Origin of the sequence: Sphingomonas sp., assembly GCF_035317925.1 — a bacterium.
Classification (GTDB): Bacteria; Pseudomonadota; Alphaproteobacteria; order Sphingomonadales; family Sphingomonadaceae; genus Sphingomonas_I.
The window spans coordinates 1-22,614 of sequence record NZ_DATHFV010000138.1 but is presented as its reverse complement, the minus strand read 5'-3'; the positions used below and the strand labels follow the sequence as shown (position 1 = coordinate 22,614).

At 64.2% G+C, this 22,614-nt stretch carries 17 protein-coding genes; 9 read left to right on the top strand and 8 right to left on the bottom strand.

Annotation, left to right across the window (positions count from 1 at the left end; all coding sequences use genetic code 11):
• The 3 genes from kdpB to kdpF all read right to left on the bottom strand — a co-directional run.
• A partial coding sequence (gene kdpB, locus VK533_RS10430) for a potassium-transporting ATPase subunit KdpB (RefSeq protein ID WP_324377155.1) occupies positions 1-1,762 on the bottom strand: 1,762 nt, incomplete at its 3' end.
• Between the two features lie 17 nt (positions 1,763-1,779).
• A complete protein-coding gene (kdpA, locus tag VK533_RS10425) occupies positions 1,780-3,483 on the bottom strand; it encodes a potassium-transporting ATPase subunit KdpA (protein ID WP_324377153.1) in 1,704 nt (567 codons plus the stop codon).
• Between the two features lie 13 nt (positions 3,484-3,496).
• Positions 3,497-3,586, bottom strand: coding sequence for a K(+)-transporting ATPase subunit F (kdpF, locus tag VK533_RS10420; RefSeq protein ID WP_037492487.1), 90 nt, complete (start codon positions 3,584-3,586; stop codon positions 3,497-3,499).
• Between the two features lie 282 nt (positions 3,587-3,868).
• On the opposite strand from kdpF, the gene VK533_RS10415 reads away from it, so the two are divergent.
• From VK533_RS10415 to VK533_RS10380, 8 genes are all read left to right on the top strand, one after another.
• Positions 3,869-4,618: a dienelactone hydrolase family protein gene (locus tag VK533_RS10415; protein WP_324377157.1), complete on the top strand. Its 750-nt coding sequence runs from the start codon at positions 3,869-3,871 to the stop codon at positions 4,616-4,618.
• Between the two features lie 40 nt (positions 4,619-4,658).
• Positions 4,659-5,039, top strand: coding sequence for a RidA family protein (locus VK533_RS10410; RefSeq protein ID WP_324377148.1), 381 nt, complete (start codon positions 4,659-4,661; stop codon positions 5,037-5,039).
• 105 nt (positions 5,040-5,144) lie between these two features.
• Positions 5,145-5,561, top strand: a complete 417-nt coding sequence (locus tag VK533_RS10405) for a DUF2231 domain-containing protein (protein ID WP_324377146.1) — start codon at positions 5,145-5,147, stop codon at positions 5,559-5,561.
• A 23-nt stretch (positions 5,562-5,584) separates the two neighbouring features.
• Complete coding sequence (locus VK533_RS10400; RefSeq protein ID WP_324377144.1) at positions 5,585-6,892, top strand: sorbosone dehydrogenase family protein; 1,308 nt, start codon at positions 5,585-5,587, stop codon at positions 6,890-6,892.
• 93 nt (positions 6,893-6,985) lie between these two features.
• Positions 6,986-8,284: a divalent metal cation transporter gene (locus tag VK533_RS10395; RefSeq protein ID WP_324377142.1), complete on the top strand. Its 1,299-nt coding sequence runs from the start codon at positions 6,986-6,988 to the stop codon at positions 8,282-8,284.
• 792 nt (positions 8,285-9,076) lie between these two features.
• Positions 9,077-11,794, top strand: coding sequence for a TonB-dependent receptor (locus tag VK533_RS10390; RefSeq protein ID WP_324377141.1), 2,718 nt, complete (start codon positions 9,077-9,079; stop codon positions 11,792-11,794).
• A gap of 70 nt (positions 11,795-11,864) precedes the next feature.
• Entirely contained in the window at positions 11,865-14,327 is a 2,463-nt protein-coding gene (gene galA / locus VK533_RS10385) for a beta-galactosidase GalA (RefSeq protein WP_324377139.1), read from the top strand.
• Positions 14,324-15,412 (top strand): glycoside hydrolase family 53 protein, encoded by a 1,089-nt coding sequence (locus VK533_RS10380; protein ID WP_324377137.1) that lies wholly within the window; start codon positions 14,324-14,326, stop codon positions 15,410-15,412. The genes galA and VK533_RS10380 overlap by 4 nt, the downstream gene beginning before the upstream one ends.
• On the opposite strand, the gene VK533_RS10375 is transcribed toward VK533_RS10380, so the two are convergent.
• Positions 15,409-16,581, bottom strand: coding sequence for an indoleamine 2,3-dioxygenase (locus VK533_RS10375; RefSeq protein WP_324377136.1), 1,173 nt, complete (start codon positions 16,579-16,581; stop codon positions 15,409-15,411). The two genes, VK533_RS10380 and VK533_RS10375, sit on opposite strands and share 4 nt — an antisense overlap.
• A gap of 101 nt (positions 16,582-16,682) precedes the next feature.
• Between VK533_RS10375 and VK533_RS10370 the strand changes: the two genes are divergently transcribed.
• Entirely contained in the window at positions 16,683-17,129 is a 447-nt protein-coding gene (locus tag VK533_RS10370; RefSeq protein ID WP_324377134.1) for an Lrp/AsnC family transcriptional regulator, read from the top strand.
• A gap of 27 nt (positions 17,130-17,156) precedes the next feature.
• On the opposite strand, the gene VK533_RS10365 is transcribed toward VK533_RS10370, so the two are convergent.
• The 4 genes from VK533_RS10365 to VK533_RS10350 form a co-directional block, all read right to left on the bottom strand.
• The gene (locus VK533_RS10365; RefSeq protein WP_324377132.1) at positions 17,157-18,653 is read right to left on the bottom strand and encodes a PepSY domain-containing protein; all 1,497 of its coding nucleotides are present in this window, start codon (positions 18,651-18,653) and stop codon (positions 17,157-17,159) included.
• Positions 18,654-18,655: 2 nt separating this feature from the next.
• Positions 18,656-20,539, bottom strand: coding sequence for a TonB-dependent receptor plug domain-containing protein (locus tag VK533_RS10360; protein WP_324377130.1), 1,884 nt, complete (start codon positions 20,537-20,539; stop codon positions 18,656-18,658).
• Positions 20,540-21,021: 482 nt separating this feature from the next.
• Positions 21,022-21,954, bottom strand: coding sequence for a sugar phosphate isomerase/epimerase family protein (locus tag VK533_RS10355; RefSeq protein WP_324377128.1), 933 nt, complete (start codon positions 21,952-21,954; stop codon positions 21,022-21,024).
• 51 nt (positions 21,955-22,005) lie between these two features.
• The coding region (locus VK533_RS10350; protein WP_324377126.1) for a fibronectin type III-like domain-contianing protein at positions 22,006-22,614 on the bottom strand (609 nt) is incomplete at its 5' end.

The window sequence follows — 22,614 nt, the reverse complement described above, 5'->3', positions numbered from 1 at the left end:
TCGCGGGGATGATCGCGAAATATTTCGCGACGTCGTTGGCCACCGAGAACGTGGTGAGCGCACCGCGCGTCATCAGCAACTGCTTGCCGAGACCCACGACCTCGATCAGCTTGGTCGGGTCGCTGTCGAGATCGACCATGTTGCCAGCCTCGCGCGCCGCTTGCGTGCCGGTGTTCATCGCCACGCCGACATCGGCCTGGGCCAAAGCGGGCGCGTCGTTGGTGCCGTCGCCGCACATCGCGACGAGCTTGCCGCCCTGCTGTTCGGTCCGGATCAGCGCGAGCTTGTCCTCGGGCGTCGCCTGGGCGAGGAAATCGTCGACCCCGGCCTCGGCCGCGATCGCGGCGGCGGTGAGCGGATTGTCGCCGGTGATCATCACCGTGCGGATGCCCATCTTGCGCAATTCGCCGAAGCGTTCGCGGATACCCGCCTTGACCACGTCCTTGAGCGCGATCACGCCGAGCAGGCGCCCGTCCTTGGAAACGCCAAGCGGAGTCATGCCGGCACGGGCGATCTCGTCGGTGGCGCGGCGCAATTCGGTCGCGGCGGCGCTGTCGCCGGTGCCGGGATTGGCCTTGAGGATCGAATCGACCGCGCCCTTCTGGATCAGGGTGGATCCGAACTTCACGCCCGAGATGCGCGTCTGCGCGGTGAAGGGGATGATCTCCGATCCTTCCGGCAAGGTCAGGATACGGACGTTGAACTTCTCGCGCGCCAGCACGACGACCGAACGGCCCTCGGGCGTTTCGTCGGCGAGACTGGCGAGCAAAGCCGCTTCGGCCAGTTCGGCGATCTTGACCCCGCCCACGGGACGGAATTCGCTCGCCTGACGGTCGCCGATCGTGATCGTGCCGGTCTTGTCGAGCAGCAGCACGTCAATGTCGCCCGCCGCCTCGACCGCGCGGCCCGATTTGGCGAGCACGTTGAAGCGCACCAGCCGATCCATGCCGGCGATGCCGATCGCGGACAGAAGCGCCGCGATGGTGGTCGGGATGAGCGTGATCAGCAAAGCCGCCAGCACGGTCACCGGGATCGCGCCACCCGCATAGGAGGCGAAGCTCGGGATGGTCGCGACCGCGATCAGGAAGATGATCGTCAGGCCGACGAGCAGGATCGTGAGTGCGATCTCGTTGGGCGTCTTCTGCCGTTCGGCGCCTTCGACCAGCGCGATCATGCGGTCGAGGAAGCCCTGGCCGGGATTGACCGTGACGCGGACCTTGATCTCGTCCGAGATGACCCGCGTGCCCGCCGTCACCGCCGAGCGGTCGCCGCCGGCCTCGCGGATCACGGGCGCGCTTTCGCCGGTGATCGCGGCTTCGTTGACCGAGGCGACGCCTTCCACGACCTCACCGTCCGACGGGATCAGCTCGCCGGTGCGGACCAGGACGACGTCGTCCATGCGCAGTGCGCTGGCCGGTACGTCCTCGATCGCCTTGCCCTTGATCCGCTTGGCGGTGAGCTCGGCTTTGGTCGCACGCAGACTTGCCGCCTGCGCCTTGCCGCGGCCTTCGGCCAACGCCTCGGCGAAGGTGCCGAACAATACGGTCAGCCACAGCCAGACGACGAGCTGGAGCTTGAAGCCGAGCGTCAGATTGTCGTGGCCGACGGCCAGCAGCACGGTCAGCAGCAAGGCGACGCAGGCGGTGACGAACATCACCGGGTTGCGCACCAATTGGCGCGGATCGAGCTTGACGAAGGATTGCCCTACCGCCGGCAGCAACAGATCGGCGGTGAACAGGGACTTGTTAGCGGTGCGAGCCATTTGCGCGCTTCCTAATGTCAGGAGAGATGTCCGCCGATCATCGCGAGATGATCGGCGATGGGACCAAGCGCCAGGCTTGGCAGGAAGGTGAGGCCGCCCATGATCAGGATCACGCCGATCAGGAGGCCAACCCAGAGACCGCCGGTGGTCGGGAATGAGCCGGCGCTCTCGGGGGTGTGCTTCTTGGCCGCGAGGCTGCCCGCAATGGCAAGCATCGGTACGATCATGAAGAAGCGGCCGACCCACATGCACACCGCCAGCGCGCCATTGTAGAAGGGCGTGCCCGCGCTGAGGCCGGCGAAGGCCGAGCCGTTATTTCCGACCGCGCTGGTGAAGGCGTAGAGGATCTCCGAGAAGCCGTGCGGACCCTTGTTGAGCGGCCCCGCCAGGCCAGCGGTCGTCACGGTCGCGATCGCCGTACCGCCGAGGATGGCGAGCGGCAGCACCGCGATCGCCAGCACCGCGAGCTTGACCTCACGCCCTTCGATCTTCTTGCCGACATATTCGGGCGTGCGGCCGACCATCAGCCCCGCGACGAACACCGCGAGGATGGCGAACAGCAGGAAGCCGTAAATGCCCGAGCCGACGCCGCCGACGACGATTTCGCCGAGTTCGATATTGAATAGGGGCACGAGCCCGCCGAGCGCGGTGAAGCTGTCATGCATGGCGTTGACCGCGCCGCACGAGGCGGCCGTCGTCACCACCGCGAACAAAGCGGAGGCGGCGGTCCCGAAGCGGACCTCCTTGCCCTCCATATTGCTGCCGGCGAGGCCGAGCTGATGCAGCATCGGATTGCCTGCCGCTTCCTGCCAATAGCAGACGATCACACCCGCCAGGACCATGATCAGCATCGCCGACAGGATCGCCCAGCCTTGCCGCACGTTGCCGACCGCCTTGCCGAAGCACCAGGTCAGGCCAACGCCGATCGAAAAGATCGACAATATCTGGACGAGGTCCGTGACGGCCGTCGGATTCTCGAACGGGTGCGCCGAGTTGGCGTTCAGGAAGCCGCCACCGTTGGTGCCGAGCATCTTGATCGCTTCCTGGGATGCGATCGGGCCGAGCGCGATCACCTGCTTCGCGCCTTCGAGCGTGGTGGCGGTGACCTGCTGGGTCAAAGTCTGCGGCACGCCGCTCCACAGCAGATAGAGCGCATAGACGATCGAGATCGGCAGCAGCAGATAGAGCGTGATGCGCGTCGCATCCGCCCAGAAATTGCCGAGCGTCGACACCTGCCGCCGCGCGAAACCACGGAAGAAGGCAAAGGCCAGCGCGATACCGGTCGCGGCGGAGGTGAAATTGTGGATCGTCAGACCCAGCATCTGGCTGAGGTTCGACATCGCCGCCTCGCCCGAATACCATTGCCAATTGGTGTTGGTGGTAAAGCTGACCGCGACGTTGGCGGCACCATCGGGCGTGATGTTGGCCATGCCCGGCGTGTTCAACGGCAGGAACGCCTGCAGCCGCAATATCGCGTAGGTGAACAAGACCAGCACGAAGTTGAAGATCAGCATGTGCACCGCATAACGGTGCCAGCTCATCTCCTCGTTCGGGTCGATGCCCGACAGGCGATAGAAGCCGCGCTCGACCGGGCCGAGCACGCGATGCAGCGGCGTGCGGCGGCCTTCGTAGAGCGCGAACAGCCACATCCCCATCGGCTTGGCGATGGCGATGATGATGGCGAAAAAGACGAGGATCAGGATCCAGCCCTGGAATGTCATGATGACGCTCCCGTCAAAAGCGCTCGGGCCGGACGAGCACGGCCACGAGGTAAAGGAGGAGCCCAAGCGCGGTGATCGCGGCGAGCCAGAGATCGAGGGTCATATGTCTGATCCCTCACGCATTGTCGCACAGCCGGACATAAGCGAGCGTTGCCGCCACCAGTCCGAGCATCATCGCGATCCAGTAAATGTCTTGCACCATGTCCTCGCGGGTTAAGGTCGAGGGTCAGCCATTAGGCGTGCCGCGCGTAGGGATGCGAGACGAGCCGCGGGCTTCCTTTATATGTTTTGCATAATGGCCGCGGGTTGGTCTTGGATTGTAGATGCTTTGCACAATAGTCGCCGCGCGGCATGGGACGGCGAACCAATTGGAGCCTTGGACACGATGATCATCCGCAGCGACGAAATCCAAGACGTCCCCGTCCCTGGCCTCGGCACGATGCGGGTCCATCTGTTCCGGCCGGCAGTCGAGGGCCGCTTCCCGGGCGTCCTGTTCTTTTCCGAAATCTATCAGGTGACCGCCCCGATCCGGCGGCTGGCGGCCTTGGTCGCGGGTCAGGGCTATGTCGTTGGCGTGCCCGAAGTCTATCACGAATATGAGCCCGCCGGCACGGTGCTGGCCTATGACCAGCCCGGCACCGATCGCGGCAACGAACTGAAATTCGCCAAGCCGGTCGCGGCGTACGATGCGGATTCCAAAGCCGGCCTCGCCTTCCTCGCCGCGCATCCCGCCTGCACCGGCAAGCTCGCGACCATGGGCGTGTGCCTCGGTGGCCATCTCGCCTACCGCGCCGCGCTCAACCCAGGGGTTTCGGCCGCCGCCTGCTTCTATGCGACCGATATCCATTCCGGCACGCTCGGCGAAGGCCGCAGCGACAACAGCCTCGCCCGCATGGACGAACTCAAGGCCGAGACGATGTTCGTCTGGGGCCGCCAGGATCCGCACGTCCCCTTCGTTGGCCGCGAGGCGATCCGCGCGCGGCTGGAAGACGTCGGCGCGCATTACGAATGGCATGAGGTCAACGCGCAGCATGCCTTCCTGCGCGACGAAGGCCCGCGTTACGATCCGGCGCTGTTCCTGCAGGCGGTCGGCTGGATGCTGGCCTTGTTCGGCCGCACGCTGCACACCGCCTAGGCTCAATCTGCTTATCCGCGCCTTCGATCAGGAACCCGCCATGTCCCGCACGATCATCGCCACGCCCAACGCGCCCGCCGCGCCGCCCGCTTATAGTCAGGCGGTCAAGGCCGCCGGGCTGATCTTCGTCTCGGGCACCGCGCCCATAGATCCGATCACGGGCAAGATCGTCGAAGGGCCGGTCCAGGCGCAGGTCGCGCAATGCCTGCGCAACATCTCCGCGATCCTCGAAGCGGCGGGCAGCAGCCTGCAAAAGGCCGTCAGCGCCACCCTGATCGTAGCGGAGGATGACGACTTCCCCTTGGCCAGCGAGGAATGGGTGAAGTGGTTTCCCACCGATCCGCCCGCGCGTCAGGGCGCCAAATTGCCGGTCCGCATTCCCGGCCTGAAAGTGTCGATCGCGATGATCGCCGAGGCCTGAGCCGGCGCGCCGGGATCACGCCCGAAAATCCGCGGAACATTGAGCGCGCCCGCGCGTATACGCCCGCGCGTGGCTGCGTACGCAGATCTGCAGTGGGGCCTGACTATGCCAATTCGCTCGACCGACGGCCGGCGCCGTCCGCTCTTCCCCGGGCTGATGACCTTCCCGGCGGCGTGCTTCATCGTCACATTGATCACGGACATCGCCTATGTCCGTTCCGCGCAGATGATGTGGGAAAGCTTCTCTATCTGGCTGCTGACGATCGGGCTGCTCGCGGCGGGCCTGTTCGTGCTGATCGGGCTGGTCCAGGCGTTCGCGCAGGGCCGCTGGCCGACGATGGTGCTGCGCGTGGGCTATGCGATCGCGCTGATCCTCGGTCTGTTCAACGCCTTCGTCCACAGCCGCGATGCCTACACTTCGGTCGTGCCGACCGGCCTGACGCTGTCGATCGCGACCGTGATCGTGCTCGCGATAACGTGGCTGCTAAACCTGGCGACCGCGCGCCAACGGGTGTCGGCATGACCCGGGTCGAACGGAGAGCGACGATGCGCACACGGCCTTTCCTGATTCTCGGCGTTGTCCTGCCCGCGCTCGCGCTCGCCGGATGCCACAAGCAGATCGCCGGCCCGGAAAGCCAATATGGCGCTAATCCGCCTTTGCCGGAGCCGGCGCAATATCTGCTCCCGCCGATGAAGATCGCGTCGCCGGTGCCGTTCAAGCCCGGCGAGCTGCCCACGCCGGGGCCGGGCCTGAAGGTGCAGCCCTTCGCCACAGGCCTGGCGCATCCGCGCTCGGTCTATGTGCTGCCCAATGGCGACGTGCTGGTGGCGGAGAGCGACGGCCCCAAGCCGCCGGTCAACCGGCCCAAGGATTATGTGATGGGCGTGGTCAAGAACATGGCCAAGACCGGGCCCAAGGCACCCAACGACATCATCCTGCTGCGCGACACCAATGGCGACGGCGTCGCCGACCAGCGCTTCGTCTTCCTGGAGAAGCTGCATTCGCCGTTCGGCATGACGCTGATCGGCGGCGATCTCTATATCGCCAATACCGACGCGATCGTCCGCTATCCGTACACGACCGGCCAGACCAGGATGACCGATCCCGGCACCAAGCTGACCGATCTGCCCGGCGGCCCGATCGACCATCACTGGACCAAGAGCCTGGTCGCCGGGCCCGACGGCACCAAATTGTATGTCGGCATCGGATCGAACAGCAACATCACCGAGAATGGCTTCCCGGCCGAACTCGATCGCGCCAGCGTATGGGAAGTGGATCGCGCGACCGGCGCGCACCGCCTGTTCGCCACCGGCACGCGCAATCCCAATGGCCTGGCGATCGAGCCCGTCACCAGGAAATTGTGGATCGCCGTCAACGAGCGCGACGAGATCGGCCCCAACCTCGTCCCCGATTACATGACCTCGGTGCAGGATGGCGGCTTCTATGGCTGGCCTTATTCCTATTGGGGCCAGCATGTGGATGCGCGTGTGCGGCCGCAGCGGCCGGACCTCGTCGCCAAGGCGATCGTACCCGATTATGGGCTCAGCAGCCACGTCGCTCCCCTGGGCATGGCCTTCTCGACCGGTGCCGCCCTCCCGCCCCAATATCAGGGCGGCGCGTTCGTCGGCGAGCATGGCAGCTGGGATCGCGATCCGATGAACGGCTACAAGGTAATCTACGTTCCGTTCGCGAACGGCCGCCCGGCGGGCAAGCCGATCGACGTGCTGACCGGCTTCCTCACCGGCGGCAATACCGCGCATGGACGGCCGGTCGGGCTCGCTACCGACAATCAGGGCGCGATTCTGGTGGCGGACGATCTCGCCAATGCGGTGTGGCGGGTGAGCGGACGCTGATCGGGCGCCAACGCCGCAGACTCTATCGATATCAGCCGGAAAGCGTGTAGGCTCGCCCGCAGCGCGGACCAGCGCGTTCGCAACGGATGGCCCATGGACGCAGCGACGCCGAACCCGCCCGAAGCCGTCAAACAGCCGGAGCGGCCCAAGCTGCTGCAGGTGCTCGGCCCCGGCCTGATCACCGGCGCGTCCGACGACGATCCCAGCGGCATCGCCACTTACTCCCAGGTCGGCGCGCAATTCGGCTACGGCCTGAGCTGGGTGATGCTGTTCAGCTGGCCGCTGATGTGCGCGATCCAGGAGATCAGCGCGCGCATCGGCCGGGTGACCGGGCGCGGCATCGCCGGCAACCTCAAGCACCATTATCCACGCGGCATCGGCTATGCGGTCGTGCTGCTGGTGGTGGTCGCCAACATCATCAATCTCGGCGCCGATCTCGGCGCGATGGGCGCGGGCCTGCAATTGCTGATCGGCGGGCCCGATTTGCTCTATGTCGCCGGGTTCGGCCTGGCCACCGTGCTGCTCGAGACATTCTCGCGTTATTCGCGCTACGTCTCGGTGCTCAAATGGCTGACCGTGTCGCTGTTCGCCTATGTCGCGGTCGCGCTCGTCGTCCACGTCCCATGGAGGCTGGTCGGCCATAGCCTGATCGTGCCGCGCATCACCTGGTCGGCGGCCTATCTGACCGCGGTGGTCGCGATCCTCGGCACCACGATCAGCCCCTACCTCTTCTTCTGGCAGGCCGAGGAGGAGGTCGAGGAGATCAAGGAACGGCCCAGGGCCAGGCCGCTCGAGCGCGCGCCCGAGCAGGCGCCGGCCGAATTCGAGCGGATCCGCATCGACACCTATGTCGGCATGGGGCTGTCCAACGCGGTCGCCTTGTTCATCATCCTGACCACCGCCGCGACGCTCAACGCACATGGCGTGACCGATATCCAGACGTCCGCGCAGGCGGCGGAGGCGCTGCGCCCGATCGCCGGGCGTTTCGCCTTCTTCGTGTTCGCGCTCGGCATCATCGGCACCGGCCTGCTCGCGCTGCCGGTGCTCGCCGGATCGTCCGCCTACGCGCTCGGCGAAACCTTCGGCTGGCACGTCGGCCTCGCGCGCAAGCCCAACCGCGCCAAGGCCTTTTACGGCTGCATCGCGGTGGCGACGTTGATCGGCGTGCTGCTCAATTTCAGCACCATCGATCCGATCAAGGCGCTGTTCTGGAGCGCGGTGGTCAACGGCGTGGTCGCGGCGCCGGTGATGGTGCTGATGATGCTGTTGGCGAGCAACAAGGCGGTGATGGGCGACTTCAAACTGCACGCCGGCCTGAAACTGGTCGGTTGGATATCGACCCTGGTTATGGCCGCGGCGGCGATCGCGCTGTTCGCAACCTGGGGCCGATAAGCGGGCTGGCAGACCGACCTCGCCGTCGACGAAATCTTAACGTTCGTTCCGCTATCGCAACCAACAGACGTCCGGCGGCGTAAGGCCAGTTCCCCACCGCCGGGCGTCGCCCATTCCGCGGCTAGCGCCAGCAGGCGGCCGCGCTCGCGACGATGAAAGCCTATATCCAACAGGTAATCGGCGACCATGATCGCCCGATATATTTGATATCGGCGCGGCGATCAGGCCATCTCATTAAACAACCATAATGGTTTTAATGGAATTAAAATCAATAACTTGGGAACTAACAACATAGCATTGGGTTATTACCCTGAAATCGCGCCATCAGGCCGACGATTTCGTACGAGCGCCCCGCCCGCCACCCCCCCCGACGGGCGGGGCGTTTGTCGATCCACCCTTGTTGCTTTCGCACCGTCAGCCGGCCGCGCCGACCTCCTCGAACAGCCATGCCCGGAACGCCGCGCTTGCACCAACCGGCTGCAGGGCAATGCTTTCTATCTGAGCCTGTCGCCGCCCTTCCACATGAAGTTGCCGGCCCGCCGTCGCATTGAACCGGGCCTGAAGGCCCAAGCGAGCGCCAGAGGTAGCGGCGTTCCCTCGCATCGACACACATCTCGCAAATGTCAGACAAAAAAACCGCTGCCGATCCTTGCAGGTCGGCAGTCCTACATAAGTATCTGATATATAATAATTTATGTTGCGATTGTGCCGGATTGACACCTTTGTCTATTTGTATGATAAATTGTTTTCGATTCTCCAAAGAGAGAACGCGGGAAACGAGGGGAGATCTGAATGCGAATCGTGAATTGCGTCCTGCTGGCCGGCGTCAGCGGGCTGAGCCTGACCACCATGCTCGGCGGCACCGCCGCCGCGCAGAGCGCCGATCAGCCCTCGATCGCGGCATCCGCCGACGCGACGAGCGCAGAGGACGTGATCGTCACCGGCGTCCGCGCCAGCCTGCGCAATGCGCTCGCGATCAAGCGCAGCAGCGATCTGATCAGCGACGTCATCTCGACCAAGGATATCGGCCAGCTTCCCGACGTGACGATCGCGGAGGAACTGAACCGCCTGCCCGGCATCAACACCACGCGCGATCGCGGCAATGCCAGCCAGGCGTCGGTGCGTGGCCTCGGCCCGCGCTTCGTGTTCGGGCTGGTCAACGGCCGCGAGGTCGCCTCGTCCGAGCCGTCGCAGGACGTGCGCTGGGAAGTCTATCCGTCGGAAGTGCTATCGGGCGCGCAGGTCTACAAGACGCAGGACGCGGCCCTCGTCCCGGGCGGCATCGCCGCCACGATCGACATCCGCACGCTCACCCCGCTCGATTATAGCGGCCCCGCGCTCAGCATCCGCGGCGGCCCGACCTACAATGAAAGCGGCAAGTCGCTCCCGCATTTCAGCCCGTGGGGCTATCGCGGCAGTATCGGCTATATCCACCACCTGACCGACACGCTGGCGATCGCGCTCGGCGCCAGCGTCCAGCGCGAGAAGAACGGATCGACCGACTTCCGCACCTTCTCGTGGAACACGCCCGACACCGGCCAGCCCGGCGATCTCAACGGCGACGGCAAGCCCGACAATACCAATTACGGCCTGGTGACCGAGGTCAAGGAAACCCAGCAGGATCGGCAAGCCTATGTCGCCAATCTCGGCTGGAAACCGACCGACGCGCTGACGCTCAACGTCGACTCGCTCTATTCGAAATACACGATCGCCGAGGACGGCCTGCAGAGCTGGTACGGCAACAACATCCTCGGCAATTGGAGCAACGGCAACGCCGGCGTCTACAACGCGCCCGGCAACACGTACGACATCGTCAACAACTCGGTCGTCGCCGCGACTTTGCTCAACAGCTTCCCCAATTATCAGAGCGAGATCGCGCGCTACAAGGAAACCCACCAGCTGATCGTGGCGGGCCTCAACGCCAAGTGGGAAAAGGACGGCTGGACCGCGATTGTCGACCTGTCGCACTCGCAGGCGAAGCGCCGCAACAATTGGCGCGCCATCTATCTCGAGACCAAATATGCCACCAGCCTGACCTACGACATCCGCGACGGCCAGACGCCGTCGGCGACCCTGACCGGCAACGGTTTCGACGATCTCAGCACGCAGGCGGCGACGCCGAGCACCGATCCCAGCTTCAACGGCCGCGACGGCCAGAGCGCCGGGCCCGAAACTACGCACGACCGCATCTCGGCCGCCACCGCCAGCCTGAAGCACGATCTCAACGGCGGCTTCTTCAAATCGGTCGAGTTCGGCGGGCGCCTGTCCGACCGCCTCAAGCGCCACAAGGATTATCAGTATAATCTGTGCGCCGGCTCGACCACGAGCGGCATCTGCGATGCGTCGGCGCACAGTGTCAGCCTTGCCAATACCGGGCTTGAACTGTTCGACGCCAAGGGCTTCACCGCCCCGCCCGTAATCTACGGCGATTTCAGCAAGATCTTCCCGCTGGTCTATCCCGACGCATCGGTGCCGGCGGGTTCGGAGCAGCTGCTGCAGCATACGTCGGTCGGCGAGAAGACCGCCGAGGGCTATGGCAAGCTCGCCTTCGAAAGCAGCGGCAGCCTACCGATCAACGGATCGATCGGCATCCGCGTCGAACATGTCCGCACCCACAGCAGCGGTTATCAGCAGGACGGCAGCGGCGTGATCTCGCCGATCTCGGTCACCAACAGCTATACCGAATATCTGCCGTCGCTGAACCTGACCGCGCATCTGACCGAAAACCAGCAGCTGCGCGTCGGCGCCAGCATCGGCATCTCACGACCGCCACTTGAGGCCCTGGTCACGGGCTTCGTGCTCAACCCGATCGTCGCGGGCCAGCCCAACACCGGCGGCGGCGGCAATCCGTTCCTGAAGCCCTACAAGGCCAAGCAGATCGACCTGTCCTACGAAAACTACTTCGCGCCCGAGGCGCTGTTCGCGGTCGCGCTCTATTACAAGCATCTCGACACGTTCATCGGCGCGAGCAGCGCGACCCAGAATATCAACGGCACCAGCTACATCATCAGCGGCGTCAACAACGGCAAGGGCGGCGATCTCGGCGGCGCCGAAATCACCTTCCAGTCGCGACTGTCCTTCCTGCCGGGGCCGCTCAGCAACCTCGGCATCTATACCAATTATGCGCGGGTGGAATCGAACGTCCACGAATTCGCCCCGGCCAGCGATCCTTATCCGATGGTCGGCGTCGCCAAGAACACCGCCGAGTTCGATACCTATTACAACCAGGGCGGGTTCGAGGCGCGGGTCGCGTTCAAATATCACTCGCCCTTCACCGTCGCGCCGACCTGGGTCGGCACTGTGCTCAAGCGGCTGGCGGCGGAAAAGACGATCGACGCGAGCGTGTCCTACCAGCTCACCAAGGCGATCGGGCTGCGCTTCCAGGCGCGCAACCTGACCAACGAACGCGCGCGCTTCACCTCGGACAACAATGTCCAGGATCTGGCCAATGACGGCGGCTATCAGCTGTACGGGCGGTCCTATCTCGCGGATATTTCGGTCCGCTTCTGAGGATATGGCCACGGGGGCCGGCGATCGCTTCGTCGGCCCCTCCAAGGCAAGCACGGCACGAAGGCAGGATATGACGACGCTCAATCGCCGCGAGACTTTTGCCCTCACCGCCGGCGCCGCCTTGCTCGCGGCCGGCAAGGCGGTTGCAGCAACACCCGATACCCCGTCCCCACGCGAACGCCTGCTGCTCGACCGGGGCTGGCGCTTCCATCTCGGCCATGCGGGGGATCCGGAACGCGATTTCCAGTTCGGGCGCGATCAGCGCACCTTCGCCAAGGCCGGCGTGACCTCCCCCGCGACGCTCGCAGCCTATGACGACAAGGATTGGGCCGAGGTGCGCGTGCCGCACGATTGGGCGACCGATTTGCCCTACGCGCAACCCGCAACCCCACTGCCGGCGGATCGCGCCGACGCCGCCGCCGCGCACGGTTTCAAGGCGATCGGCCGCGATTTCCCGCAAAACAGCGTCGGCTGGTATCGGCTGACGCTGCCGATCGACGCCGCCGACAAGGATCGCCGCGTCCGGATCGAATTCGACGGCGTATTCCGCGACGCGCGCATCTTCGTGAACGGCTATCAGGTCGCCGAAAATGCCAGCGGCTATGCGCCGTTCGGCGTCGATATCACCGATTTCCTCAACCCTGACGCGCCCAACCAATTGGCGCTGCGGGTCGATGCCTCATTGGGCGAAGGCTGGTTCTACGAAGGCGCGGGCATCTATCGCAACGTCTGGCTGGTGAAGACCGGGCCGGTCCATGTCCCCCAATGGGGCATATTCGTGCACAGCGAGGTCGATGCCGGCGGCGCCTTGATCCGGATCGAGGCCGAGGCGACATCGGCGCAGGACGAACGCGCGCCGGTCACGCTTTATCACCGCCTGATCGGCCCATCCGGGACGATGGTCGCCGAAGCCGCGACGCCGCTCGTCACGGTCGCGGGCCACGCGACCGGAACCGGGGTCGCGGAGGCGCGCATTGCGGCGCCGCAGCTTTGGTCGATCGAAACCCCGAACCTCTATCGCTGCGTCACGGACGTGCTCGTCGGCGGGACGGTGGTCGACCGGGTCGAGACCAAATTCGGCATTCGCACGATCCGCTTCGATGCCGAGCGCGGCTTCTTCCTCAACGGCAAGCCGGTCAAACTGCTCGGCACGTGCAACCATCAGGATCATGCCGGCGTCGGCACCGCCATCCCCGATCGGCTCAACGCATGGCGGGTCGAGCAATTGCAGGCGATGGGCTCGAACGCCTGGCGCTCGGCGCACAATCCGCCGTCGCAGGCGCTGCTCGATATCTGCGATGCCAAGGGCATGCTGATGATCGACGAGGCACGCATCAACAGCACCAGCGCGGAGGGCATGGACGAGCTCACCCGCCTGGTGCGGCGCGACCGCAATCATCCGTGCATCATCCTGTGGTCGGTCGGCAACGAGGAGCCGCATCAGGGCTCGCCGCGCGGTGCGCGCATCTCGGCCGAGATGCGGCGCCACATCCTGACGCTGGATCCGACGCGCCCGATCACCCAGGCGATCGATAATGGCTTCGGCACCGGCGCGTCGCGCGTGATCGACGTGATCGGCTTCAATTACCGCACCGATCAGATCCCGGCATACCACGCCAAATTCCCGGATCAGCCGATCATCGGCACCGAGACCGCGAGCACGGTCGCGACGCGCGGCGCTTATGCCAACGATCCCGCGACCCACGTCATCCGCGCCTACGATACCGAACATCCGTGGTGGGCGACCACTGCCGAGGAATGGTGGAAGATCGCCGACGCGCACCCTTATATCGCGGGCGGCTTCATCTGGACCGGCTTCGATTATCGCGGCGAGCCGACACCCTATCCGCAATGGCCGAGCGTCTCGAGCGCGTTCGGCGTGCTCGATCTGTGCGGCTTCCCCAAGGACAATTTCTATTATTACCGCGCCTGGTGGCGGCCGGCCGAGCCGCAGGTCCATCTGCTGCCGCACTGGACCTGGCCGGGCCGCGAAGGCCAGCCGATCGAGGTCTGGGCCTATGCCAATTGCGACGAGGTCGAATTGCTGGTGAACGGCCGCAGCGCCGGCCGCCGGCCGATGGAGCGCAGCGGCCATATCGCGTGGAGCGTGCCCTATGCCCCGGGCCGGATCGAGGCGATCGCCTACAGCAAAGGCCGCCGCGTCGCACGCGACCGGCGCGAGACCACCGGCCCCGCCGCCGCGATCGTGCTTTCGGCCGACCGCCTGCGCATTGCCGCCGACGGGCGCGACCTCGCGATGCTGACCGCGCGCATCGTCGATCGAGCCGGCCGGACCGTGCCCGACGCCGCCGACAGCGTGACGATCGCGTTGGGCAATGGCCTGCGCCTGCTCGGGACCGGCAATGGCGACCCGACCTGCACGATCCCCGATCACGTGCCGACACGCCCGGCCTTCCACGGCCTGATGCAGGCGATCGTCCAGTCGGACGGCCAGATCGGCCCGCTCCGCGTCAGCGCGGCCGCGTCCGGTCTGCGCGGCGACGCCGTAACTTTGCTGGGACTGCCCTCATGAAACGGATCACCGCCACGCTTGCCTTGCTGTCGCTCGCCGCATCGGCGCCGGCGCAGCACCCGCTCTATTTCGGCGCGGACCTGTCCTTCGCCAACGAGATGCAGGATTGCGGCGCGCAATTTCGGCTCGGCGGGAAATCGGTCGATCCGTTCGCGCTGATCAAGCGCAAGGGCGGCAACCTCGCCCGCATCCGCATCTGGAACAACCCGACCCGCACACACTACAGCAATCTCGCCGACGTCGAGCGCAGCATCCGCCGCGCGAAGGCCGCCGGGCTGCAGGTGCTGCTCGACTTCCATTATTCGGACGATTGGGCCGACGGCGACAAGCAATATCCGCCCGCCGCCTGGGCCGGGCTCGACACCGCCGCGCAGGCCAAGGCGCTTCACGATTATACGCGGTACGTGCTCGACACGCTGGCGGCGGCGGGTCTGACGCCCGAGCTCGTCCAGGTCGGCAACGAGATCAACCACGAGCTATTCAGCGGCACCCGCGTCGAGATCGACTGGACGCGCAACGCCGCCCTGATCAACGCGGGCTTACGCGCCGTGCGTGAATCCGCCGCCGCCGCGCACAAGCCGATCCGCATCATGCTGCACATCGCGCAGCCCGAAAATGCCGAGCCCTGGTTCGCCGCCGCGGCCAAAGCGGGCGTCACCGATTACGACGTGATCGGGCTCAGCTATTACAAGAAATGGTCGAAGGAGCCGATGTCCGGCCTCGGCGATACGATCGCGCGGCTCAGCAAGGCCTATGGCAAGGACGTCGTCCTGGTCGAGACCGCCTACCCCTACACCGTCAAGGCCACGCCCGGCGCCAACAACCTGCTCGGCGAGGATTCGATCGATCCCGCTTACCCGGCAACGCCACAAGGCCAGGCCGCCTATATGAAGGACGTCACCCGCGTCGTGCTGAAGGCCGGCGGACGCGGCGTCGTCTATTGGGCGCCCGACTGGATCCCGTCCTCCTGCACCAAATCGGCGGGCGGGCCGGTGAACTGGGAAAACGCCACCTGGTTCGACCGCGACCACGCCTGGGAAGCGCTGCCGGTCGTGGATTTCATGCGGGAACGCTCGGTGCCTTAAACATGCAGCAGGTTGGCGCTCGTCTCGTCGCGATGCTTTTTCAGATAGCGCATGAACGGCGTGCCGCCCGTCCCGATGTCAGTGTCGTTTCCGGCCGAACCCCGTCCCTGCTTGTGGATATAGCTGGCCGCATATTCCAGATGCAGCGTCCGGAAGTCGGCGACCGCTTGGACCGCGCCGTTATAGGCTTCGGTGAGCCCTCGATGGCCCTCCCGCGCCACGAACGCGCGTAACCTGCTCTGCGCGCGCACGTCGTCGATGAAACGGCGGTGCGCGGGCGGGCGATAGATGTGCAGTTCGTCGAGATAGGCCCGCAGCGGATCGGCCGCGTGGCCGACGCCCAGCAGCGCGTCCATCGACGGCACGATCGAGGATTGCGACCCGGTCTGTCCCCGGAACGCCTGGGGCATGCCGCCAAAGCGCGCGATCCCCTGGTAGACGACGCCGTCGCCCAGCGCCGGATTGTCCTTCCATCCGTGGATATAGGGCCGGACCCGCTGGAAATAGACGTAGGGATCGCATTGCTCCGGCATGCGGCCGAAGATCGCGTGGATCCCGGTCCAGGTCGTCACGATCCGCTCCAGATGGCTCCGCGCGGTCTCCGCATCACCACTTTCCGCCGCCGCGATCAGCGGGCCGAATAGCGCCAGCGCCTCGCCGGCCGCGGCTTCGATCGCGACATGGACCAGCACGAACCAGGCTTCGTCCATCCCCCCCGCGAACTTCTGGATCATGGTGATATTGTCGAGCGAAACGCCCTTCGCCGGATCGAGCATCGCCCAATTGTCGAGCACGTAGCCGCTATATTGCAGCAAGGGCTGCTGCCCCAGCCGATCCGCCAGCGCCACGATCGGCACCGCCAGCGACGCCGGCAGGAACGACACCGGCTCGTGCGCACCCCAGATGTAGGATTGCACGAGGAAGGAATAATGGACCATCATTACCCGGGCCTGCGCCTCGTTCAGCGCCGCGATGCTCTCCGGATGGAGGACAGGCAGTGCCTCCAGCACCGCGCGAACCGCACCGGTCGGCAAGATCTCGGGAAGCCGCATCGCGACACCACTCACCTCCGCCAGCGCGCCCCGCAATTCCACTTTATCGGCATCGAATTCGCACAGGAATCCCCGCTCCGCGCTCATGCCGTAGGTGGCCAGGTTCGCCAGGCTCATGATCCGGTCCTCTCGATTGTCCTGACGCAATCTTATTCGATTCTTTGCCGAATGAGCTTGCGTATTGACGCGCCTGTGGGCTCGTTTCACAATCATCGACTATGATGGACGCTATCGACGCAAAGATATTGCAGCAGCTTGAGGCGGATGGACGAATCAGCAATCTGCAGCTCGCCGAACGCGTCGGCCTTTCGCCCTCCGCCTGCCTCCGCCGCGTTCAGGGCCTTGAGGCCGAGGGGATCATCAAAGGCTACCGGGCCGTCCTCGATCGGGGCCAACTCGGCACCGGCCTGACCGTGTTCGTGATGGTCGGCCTGTCGGGTCAATTGCAGCGCGACGCGCAGGCCTTCGAGCAGGCGATGGCCGCCGCGCCGGAAGTGCGCGAGTGCCACAACGTCACCGGCTCGATCGAATATCTGCTGCGGGTCGAGGTGCCCGATCTGACGGCCTACAAAAGCTTCCACTCGGAAACGTTAGGCACGCTGACCCAGGTCAGCAGCATCACGTCGCACGTATGCCTGGGGTCGTCGAAGGATTTGAGAGCGTAGCCTCGTCAGCGCGGATGGGAGGATGCGTTACGATCCGATTTTGAGCTTGGAAAAAAGGCGAAAAGATCTGCGTCGCGCACGCAGGAAATCGCGCTTCACTTTGCGGAACCCCATCCAGGTCCCCGTCGCACAAACCGCTGTCACCATAGTCAAAAGCGGGAGCACAATAATGTCCCACAGCGGACGGGAGCGCAGCACCGGTAGGTCGAGGTCGTGGAGGCCCTGCATCAGCCAGCGATAGTTGCGACCGCCGCGATCGATCACCTGGATCGGGATTCCCGAGCTTGGATCGATATAAAGCCGCGTCCGCTGCTCGTCAGCGAGGATGCCACGCCAGACAGGCAGCTTCGCTAGATAGCGATGGCTATAGTAATAGCTGTCTTCATCCCGCAGCAGGGTCAGCGAACGTATAGCCGGTCCATTCGCCAGCGCCTTGCGCAACGTCGCCTCATCGAGCGGTGTCACTCGCCCCTGATAATCAAGGCGAGTCACGCGTCCGTCGCCAGTAGTGGCCGCGATATAGATCGCGCCACCGAGCGGGGCTGTTTCCAGACGCACGGCTCCGGCCGGGGCTGAAGGCAAAGCGGAAAGCGCCGCGCGCACATCGGCCCAATCCGTATGACCCGCCAACCGATTGCGCTCGGCGAAACCTGCCGTGCTATCGAGGAAGCCCCAAGGGTTCATCGAGAAGAGTCCGCTCGCGACCCAGGTCAGCGTCAGGACGCCGAAGAACAACCCGAACATGTGGTGCCACCACCAGATGCCACCGTAAGGCGAGCCGAGCTTGCCTGCGCGATCGCGGCGCAGGCGCATGACGCCGACGAACAAGCCGGTCACGGTCAGGAAGCAGCCGGTCAGCGAGGTCCAGACGACGACCTGGTCCCAGAGCGGTCCGTTGGCGCGGAGGATGGTCGGATACAGCCAGTGGGGAACCGACCCCAGCCATCCCCAGAAACGCTCGCGGCCGGTGGTCTGCTGAACCACCTCGCCGGTGCTTCCGGCGACGTAGATGGTCGACCGCGCGCTGTCGTCGAAGTCGATGCGATAAAGCGGCTGGTTGCGGGAAACCTGCACTGTCCATTGATCGACTTTGATCGGGGTAACCGCGACCGGGGCGCCCGCGATCCCGAGCCGCTTCGCAAAGAGAGCCCCGACATGACGGACCTGTTCGACCGATAACGGTGCGAGCGGCTTGCCCGTCGCAAGGTCGTAGACGCGCGGCAGCGCCCGCATTCCGGAAAGCGGCTTGTCGGGGTCTATCGCGGGTATGATCCGCAGAACGGGACGCTGGTCGAGCATCTCCAGCTTGGCCGACCAGAGCGCCGTATCCGGCGGGAGGTCGATCCTCTTCAGGGCGTCCGCCGACGGCATCGTCAGCGGGGAAAGCCCATGCAACTGCTCGGCCGGCATCAGGCGCGGATAATCGGAATACATCATGACGAAGCCGGACAGGCACCAGATCGTCATGATGAACCCGATGACCACGCCCAGCCACCGATGGATGAAGAGGATCGACCGAAGCATGGTCAGAAGGCCAGGCCGTAGCTCACGCGAAGCGTCCGCGGAACGCCACGATTGAAGGTGAGGAACCGGCCGCTGCCATCATCCAGGGGCGCCGAGGTGTAGCCGCGCGTGGCATAGTCCTTGTCGAACGCATTTTCGAGATTGATCCCGAACCGGTTACGGCGCGCGGCGCCGTCGACGTACAGATAGGCGCCCAGATCGACGACCGCGTAATTGCCGTAGTTCTGACGCGCGAAGCCGAACGGCGAGGAATAAGCATCGCCGACCCAGCTGATCGATGCATTCGCGCCGTAAGGGCGATTTTCGGGCGCGTAGCCGATCAAGCCCTTCGCCAATGCCCTGGGTGTCCGGTCGCGCTGGATGGACGATCCCTGATTGTGGGAACGGGTGTTGGTGTAGCTCGCACCAACATGCCAGTCGGCATAAGCCGCATCGACCGACAGCTCGAAACCGTGGACCTGCACCTTCTCCGGCACGTTGATGTAGATGCCGTTCGGATAGGCCGGATTGTCGTAATCCGCGTCGATGAGATCGGTGATGCGGCTGGCGAAGTAAGTCGCCTTCCAGCCGATCCTCGCGCCGGAAAGCTTCAGATTTCCACCTGCGGTCGCGTTGATGTTGAGGCTCTGCTCCGGTTTCAAATTCGGATTGCCAACCTCGCAGCAGGGATCGATGCCGTACAAGGACGAGGCGTCGGGAAGCACGAATGACGTGCCCCCTAGGCTTTCGACATAGAAGGCGTCGCTGAAATCGTAACGGCCCGTCACGTTCCAGACGGTCTTCTTGGTTCCGGCATCCTCGTTATAGCGAACGCCCGCGGCGAGATGCCCCTTGGTCGAGATGTCGTCGGTGGTGCGAACCTGAAAGAAGCCCGCGTTGACCTTCTCATTGGTCTTCCCGATCAGCAGCACATCGTCGCGGCCGTTGAACGCCTGGAAATCGTAGCCGATCAGATAGTCGAGCCCGCGGTTGAGGTGCAGCTTCACGATCGCGGTGCCGCCATAATCCTGGAAGCCCCAGAAGGTGCCGGGCGGATAGATCACGGTCGGGCTGGTCGTCCCCGGCAGATTGAGGATCTGGTCGTAGGCGGTCTTCCAATCGTGGAAGTAGCCCTTGAGGAAGAACTGGATGGTGTCGTTGCCGGTATAGTCCAGGCGCGCGCTTGCGATCTCCTCGTTGCGATCGTTGCGGCTCTCATTCACCAGCGTCGGGCTGAGGTTATCGAGCTTCGCCTGCGTGTGCTGATATTGCAGGTTGAGGCGCAGATCTGACGAGAAATCATACTGGTATTTTCCGCCCACGGACCAGAGGCGATAGCCGCGATCGATATCCGTCGCGCTCGGCTGCGTGACGCTATAGGCGCGATAGCCGTCCGCATAGTTGCGCGAACCATAGACCACGAACTTGCTGTTGCCGATGCTGCCACGCGCATAGCCGTCCAGATTTGTCCCGGCCCGGCTGTCTACACTTCCATTGACCTGACCGTTGAAATCGTCGGTGAAGCCGCGCGTCACGATATTGATCACGCCGGCATTGGCCTGCGTTCCGTAGAACAGGCTCTCGCCCCCTTTCAGAACCTCGACCCGCTCGATCATGCTCGCCGGCAACGTGTCGTTCGGCGAAGTCGAACCGTAGAGCCGGTTGTTGAGCCGGATACCATCGACCGTCCACAGCACGTCCTGCGTGCGGGAGCCCTGCAGCGACACATCGACATAGCTGAACGGTCCGCTCTGCGGTTTGACGTAGAGCCCGGGCACCAGATCGAGCGCGCTGGCGACATCGACATAGCCGCCATCGCGGACCTGTTTGTCGGTCACGACCTCCATGTCGCTGCCGTAGCGCGACAACTCCTGTGGCAGCGTTTCCTCCAGGCTATGACCGGTCACGACAACTTCGTTTGCGGAGGTATCGGCCTCCGCGAAGGCCGGTGCAGCGCCGAAGACAAGGACGGCGGCCAGTGCAGACCGCGATATCGGATCGATCCTTCGCCTGTTTTTGCTCTCAGCGCATTTCAGCGTGGACCAGATTTTAGCGTTGGGCAGCCGGGTGCTGCTCCGGGTTGATTGTGTAAGCAAAGTCTATCCTCCCAGTTTTCTGCGGGAGGAATGACAGGCCCCTCAGCCTCGGCGGAGTACATTACGGTTCAAATAGGATTCACCATCCGTTACAAAGACTTATTGGAATGTTACAACTTGTGGGGCAAGGTGTTTTCTCGTCTTTTGCAACATCCGTCGAGGTTGGCGAAGGAGGGCCAGGAGAACGGTTCCGTTGGAGGGGCCTGAAAACCGGTTGCGCACCCGCTGGCAGCCCTTTTGCTTATCGCACCGGAAGGCGATCGCGCGGGCCGAATAAATCCGGCGAAGAGCGCTTATGCGTTGAGCATTTCTCGCATCATATCGAAGTCTGCCTTGGTCTGCTCATAGGGCGTGCCCGAGCCCTTATATTCGCGTTCCACCAGTGCGATTATCGGCCAGCGGTTATCCCGGATCAGATGAAGGCATTCCCTGATCGGCGTGTCCCCCTCCCCCCATGCCACGTTCGGTCCGCCATCGCGCTTTCGATCCTTCACATGGATGTGGGTGATCTTGTCGTGATGTTCTCGCAGATAGGCCACGGGGTCGTTATTGCCGGCAACGAAATGGCCGATGTCCAGACAGACGCGGAATATCGGAGAGATGGCCAGAAGCTTCGCGAGGCTTTCGGGCGAGGCCACCTCATTCGGATCGTCGACCGCCGCATGGGGATGGAATGCCGGGCTGATCCCGTACTTCTCAGCCGCGGGAACCAGCCGGGGCCCCATCGGCACCCGCGTCTGATTGGTCTGGAAGACCTTGATCCCCAGCGCCTGCATCTGACGGAACATGGCGTCGATTTCGGCGTCGGTGCAATCGTCGAAGAAGGTGGTTGAGGTCGAGAACAGGTTGATTCCGGCCCGTTCGAATCTGGCTCTCGCGTCGGCAAATTCGCGCAGCGAATCCGGAGACAGGCACCATTGGCGTTGCTCGTCGCGGGTCTTCAAATAATCCGGCGTGGGGATTTTGGGAGCACGACCGGCAACCACGTCTTTGACCGCGGGCCCAAAAAAACGGGACCCCAATTCGACGTTGCCAACCCCCATTCGCAAACATTGATCTATGACGACCTCGGCAGCGGTCTTGCCCGGAACAAGCGGTAACGGATTCAGGGAACTCGTGATCAGCCCGATCTTCACGCCCTTTGCGATGGACTCGATGGCAAGAGCCCTGGTCGACATTGCGGTTGCGATCGTCGCCGCGCCCGCCACAAATTCACGCCGATTCATGGTTGGGCCCTTCCACCGATCCGTAGCCCGCACGGCAGGTTTGTTGCGGGATCATTTGCCATTCAGCTCGCCGGTCAGGCGGGCGTCGCGAGACGAACCGCCGACATAGACGGCCCGTGGGCCGACAGGCGTCACCCAATTGCGCTGTTCAACCGACCAGTAAGCCAGCTGCCGTGCGGGAATATGGATGCGGACCGTTTGAGACGCGCCCGGCTCAAGTTCTATCCGCGCGAAACCGGCCAGCGCCTTCGGAGGCATCGGTATGTCTGCGACGCTAGGCCCCAGATAGACTTGGGGCACTTCCGAGCCGAGCCGCGAGCCGACGTTGCGCAGCGTGAACTCAACGTCGAATCCGATGTCCGTTCGGCTTATCTTCAGATCCGAATAGGCGAAGCTCGTATAAGACAGCCCATGTCCGAACGGGAACAACGGCGCGATATTCCTGTGGTCGTAATAGCGATATCCGACAAAGATGCCTTCGGATTGAATGACCTTTTGGTCGATGCCGACCGACCGCTCCGGATGCCCGGATTCTCCCGCAGGCGTATCCTTCATGGCGGCGGGAAAGGTGATGGGGAGTTTCCCTCCGGGATTGGCCTTACCCGCGAGAAGATCAGCGGTTGCCCAGCCCCCTTCCTGACCCGGATACCACATTTCCAG

What these genes read in the sequence shown, in the direction of transcription:
- VK533_RS10375 (WP_324377136.1), bottom strand. Translation starts at nt 16,581, where the DNA reads ATGAGCCTGGCGAACCTGGCCACCTACGGCATGAGCGCGGAGCGGGGA.
- VK533_RS10370 (WP_324377134.1), top strand. Translation starts at nt 16,683, where the DNA reads ATGATGGACGCTATCGACGCAAAGATATTGCAGCAGCTTGAGGCGGAT.
- VK533_RS10415 (WP_324377157.1), top strand. Translation starts at nt 3,869, where the DNA reads ATGATCATCCGCAGCGACGAAATCCAAGACGTCCCCGTCCCTGGCCTC.
- VK533_RS10390 (WP_324377141.1), top strand. Translation starts at nt 9,077, where the DNA reads ATGCGAATCGTGAATTGCGTCCTGCTGGCCGGCGTCAGCGGGCTGAGC.
- VK533_RS10380 (WP_324377137.1), top strand. Translation starts at nt 14,324, where the DNA reads ATGAAACGGATCACCGCCACGCTTGCCTTGCTGTCGCTCGCCGCATCG.
- VK533_RS10410 (WP_324377148.1), top strand. Translation starts at nt 4,659, where the DNA reads ATGTCCCGCACGATCATCGCCACGCCCAACGCGCCCGCCGCGCCGCCC.
- VK533_RS10355 (WP_324377128.1), bottom strand. Translation starts at nt 21,954, where the DNA reads ATGAATCGGCGTGAATTTGTGGCGGGCGCGGCGACGATCGCAACCGCA.
- galA (WP_324377139.1), top strand. Translation starts at nt 11,865, where the DNA reads ATGACGACGCTCAATCGCCGCGAGACTTTTGCCCTCACCGCCGGCGCC.
- VK533_RS10405 (WP_324377146.1), top strand. Translation starts at nt 5,145, where the DNA reads ATGCCAATTCGCTCGACCGACGGCCGGCGCCGTCCGCTCTTCCCCGGG.
- VK533_RS10365 (WP_324377132.1), bottom strand. Translation starts at nt 18,653, where the DNA reads ATGCTTCGGTCGATCCTCTTCATCCATCGGTGGCTGGGCGTGGTCATC.
- kdpA (WP_324377153.1), bottom strand. Translation starts at nt 3,483, where the DNA reads ATGACATTCCAGGGCTGGATCCTGATCCTCGTCTTTTTCGCCATCATC.
- kdpF (WP_037492487.1), bottom strand. Translation starts at nt 3,586, where the DNA reads ATGACCCTCGATCTCTGGCTCGCCGCGATCACCGCGCTTGGGCTCCTC.
- VK533_RS10395 (WP_324377142.1), top strand. Translation starts at nt 6,986, where the DNA reads ATGGACGCAGCGACGCCGAACCCGCCCGAAGCCGTCAAACAGCCGGAG.
- VK533_RS10400 (WP_324377144.1), top strand. Translation starts at nt 5,585, where the DNA reads ATGCGCACACGGCCTTTCCTGATTCTCGGCGTTGTCCTGCCCGCGCTC.